The sequence below is a fragment of the Xenorhabdus khoisanae genome (genome assembly GCF_001037465.1).
GTDB lineage: Bacteria > Pseudomonadota > Gammaproteobacteria > Enterobacterales > Enterobacteriaceae > Xenorhabdus > Xenorhabdus khoisanae.
In genome coordinates, this window is the sequence record NZ_LFCV01000224.1 from 1 (window position 1) to 3,394 (window position 3,394).

The 3,394-nt window shown below is 40.0% G+C and carries 2 protein-coding genes and 2 pseudogenes; 2 read left to right on the forward strand and 2 right to left on the reverse strand.

Annotated elements, in window-relative coordinates:
- Window positions 1-537: 537 nt before the first annotated feature.
- Window positions 538-600 (reverse strand): annotated as a pseudogene (locus tag AB204_RS22640) (IS200/IS605 family transposase); the annotation flags it as partial.
- 266 nt (window positions 601-866) lie between these two features.
- On the opposite strand from AB204_RS22640, the gene AB204_RS20305 reads away from it, so the two are divergent.
- Window positions 867-1,334 carry a hypothetical protein gene (locus tag AB204_RS20305; RefSeq protein ID WP_047965195.1) on the forward strand — a complete coding sequence of 156 codons (468 nt, stop codon included), beginning with the start codon at window positions 867-869 and terminating at the stop codon, window positions 1,332-1,334.
- 166 nt (window positions 1,335-1,500) lie between these two features.
- Window positions 1,501-1,647: pseudogene (locus AB204_RS21820) on the forward strand (IS6 family transposase); the annotation flags it as partial.
- A 92-nt stretch (window positions 1,648-1,739) separates the two neighbouring features.
- Here AB204_RS21820 and AB204_RS20310 read toward each other — a convergent pair.
- The gene (locus AB204_RS20310) at window positions 1,740-2,870 is read right to left on the reverse strand and encodes an ISAs1 family transposase (protein ID WP_047965196.1); all 1,131 of its coding nucleotides are present in this window, start codon (window positions 2,868-2,870) and stop codon (window positions 1,740-1,742) included.
- Window positions 2,871-3,394: the final 524 nt, after the last annotated feature.

A 3,394-nucleotide genomic window follows, 5' to 3' on the forward strand; every position in this document is an offset into this window, starting at 1 on the left:
AAGATGCCTACTATAGCAACTGACCGCCTTTTTCAGAAATTGCACTTATCATGCGAATCTAAGAAATAAATACATAAAACTCCAACTGATAACTGTAACGGCTCGCATTTAAAAATGCTCGGACTCGCAATCAGCGCAGATTTTGGCTCAAATTAACTGCAAATGAAAAATACCTCAGGCTCACATTAAGTGATAACAGGCTCGCATTCCATTTTCGCTGACTCACACAATAACTGCAAATGAAGAAAACATCTCATTTGGCTCTGGATCTCGAAAGCTGGGCGTCTCGTAAATTCGGCTTAAACCCTTATGAGGCGGCGTTAGTGTCTCATCGATGTATGTTTTAGGTCTACCCATAAAAGATAACTGGTCAGTCTATGGAAGCGGATTTCATTTGCAATTAGTGTGAGCAGGACGAAATGAAATGCGAGCATAGTTGCAATCAGCGTGAGCATAAACCCCATTTCATTTGCACTTAATGTGAGCAAAAAAACCGAATAAACGCGAGCAAGACTGTTTTTAAATGTGAGCGCCTACAGTTACCCACACAAAATGATATTCAATCTGGAATACTGTGTGACTGCCGTATCTGTAATCCATGTTGCTCCTCCAGTACAACACAGTATTGCAGCTAAAGCTGACCGACTTAAAGTCGGTGGTTTTAACCTTTCATATGGAAGAATAAAATAATGGATTTGTTTTTATATATCAGAACATTAATATTTTTTATTATTTATTAAAATAAAAAACAAATTAAAATATTAGTGAGAATTTACATATCTATTATTTATGAATTTAAAAATTCATTATGAATCCAGTATGGAATTTAAGATTTATATAAAAAATATATTAATTGAGGAACAATTATGCAAAATCTCACAGGAAACGATATTCCAATTCCGGGCAATTCCTATATTATTCATACATACCCAATTCAAGAGGGACCTTTTGAAGAGTATGTGAATGCTGTAACTGTGGATCTAGGACCTAACGTTCCGGGGACAGTGACAATGGCAGAATGGGATGGTAGACCGTCCCAAAAATTTGAATGTGTCGAAAATGGGGGCTACCTTGGTTTTATTTGCCGTGCAGCTCCTGCAAGTTATCACGGCGCTTACCTTGGCTACAATGCTTACGAGATACTTATCTGTGAAGCTCAGTACCAACAAAAATGGGAAGATATGGTTGTGATTAAACGTATAGATGGAGGATTCGAGTGGTGTATGAGAAAGGACGACCATCTTGGATATATTTCACGTAATCACTCTTATCCAAAACTTATAATGTTAAAAGACTTTACAGAAGCTTGGGGATTCACAAAATGGTACATTTAACTCGGCAAAAATCACTCAACTACTAAATTATTCACGCAAGTAATGTTCATTAAAATAATATGTAATATGTATTGTGAAAACAAACATTAGATTCAAATAATCGGGAGCTAATAAATTCAATGCTCCCTTTTACTTCACAAATAGGGGTTGTAAGTAGCCGTTACAGTTAGGTTTCAAATCGTTGAAAACAGCCTATACAACACTCAAAGGCATTGAAGTGATGCGAGCGTTACGCAAAGGGCAAGCTGAAATGTTTTACTATGGCCATGCCTTGGGGGAAATGTACTTAGTGAATAGAGTCCTTGGTCTATAACCATTTAAAATCAGAGAACATACAAACTTGCGAGCTTATTTGCAACAGTGCCATTTCAACTCACTACGAAAGCAGGACAACCGCATGAATGATCAAATAATACTCAGGTTGGAAAATCCTGCTTGTAATATCTGTTCCAGAAATTGAATTTTCATCCATGCTCGCTTACGTTTCATCCTGATACTTAATTTGGTTTTTTCCTGTTTCAACATATTCAAGGCAATCCGCCTTAATATCGCGATATTTTCTGCTGCATTTTCTCGATAAATCTGGCAATCATCTTCATGAAAAGTCGCATCCAGCACCCAATGGAGATGATTTTCAATGCACCAGTGACTGCGTACTGCCTGAGCGAATTTCTCTTCTGTCAGTTCGGCTGAACTGATGTAATAGCGATATTCAAGGCTGGCTGATTTGCCTTTTTCTTGTCGGTATCCTATTGCAACGCCAAGGGTTTTTAATTCCGGCCATTCGGGGAAATCGGCTTTGAGTGCATCGGCACTGATAACATGGCTTTCCCGGATTTCGATTCGGCCATGACCCTGTTCTACCCTGAGTTTTTCTCTTGTAGAGGGGGCGATGCATTGTGCTTTCAAGGCGTTTTGCACTGCACGATGGAGGCTTTTTTGGTTGTCTTTGACACTGAATAAATAATCCGCATCAGCATTAATGAGTTCCCGGGCTATTTGGGTTTGGCATCCCATCGCATCGATGGAAACCAGAGCGCCTTTTAGATTTAACAGGTTAATCAGCTCAGGGATGGCCGTAATTTCATTGGATTTTTTCTGTGTCCGCACCTGTCCCATGACCAGTTTATTCGCGGTGGCGTAAGCGCTGACCAGATGGAGTGTTGAAAGGCGTTCTTCCGGGGAATAAGAGCCGCGTAATACTTTACCGTCAATGGCCACTAATTCCCCCTGGGTGAGTTCATGTACTGAGTTCATCCAATTGATAAAACAGAGGTTAAATTGTTGTGGGTTGATCCGCGAAATGATCCGGGCAAACGTATCATCAACGGGGACACCTTCTTTGAACATGCCTTGTTGCAGAAACCATTCGTGGTAGCCTTCGGTATATTCCTGAATATCATTCCAGCCTTCTGCCCCCGCAATCATTGCACAAAGCGACGCAAACAGGATATCAAATAAGGGATAAGCGACTTTCGCGCTCTGGCGCGGGTCTTGGATCTCTGAAAAATGCAGGCTAAAGTTTTCGAGGTACATGGTATTGATTTTCAACTTTCAAAAGAGAGTATAAGATCACAGCTCTTTACGCGACGCAACTTGTTTATTTTGACTAAAAAACATTCGTGATCTTGCCTCGGCATCTCTGCGGGACGCAGGAAGAAGAAGACGAACGTACTTATTTAAGTGATAATCCGTATTATTAGGTCATCATGTTGATTACCCGTAATATAACTGTTTTCAACAAGGACGTTTTTTTAATAAAAAAAGGATAAAGAAAGTAACCAACAATGCGACACCTATGGCAATTGAGAATGTGAACACAAATCCAGCCTGTGTAATATACCGTTCGACTATCAGGTAGAAGGCTAATACACCAGCCCCGCTTATCGCATTCCCACGTATAACGGTCAACGTGTCAGTACGTCCATGGTGAATGTGAGTAAAATGTGATAGAGCTTTTGTAGGTGATGACCTCTTACCACCTCCTGAGCAGGCTTATTTAGATTTGAATTAAAAAACACCACCAGATTTTGTATAAATCTGGTGGTGTTTCGTGGAGA

Bases quoted from the DNA above. Each gene is read 5' to 3' on its own strand.
- AB204_RS20305 (WP_047965195.1), top strand. From the start codon at position 867: ATGCAAAATCTCACAGGAAACGATATTCCAATTCCGGGCAATTCCTAT.
- AB204_RS20310 (WP_047965196.1), bottom strand. From the start codon at position 2,870: ATGTACCTCGAAAACTTTAGCCTGCATTTTTCAGAGATCCAAGACCCG.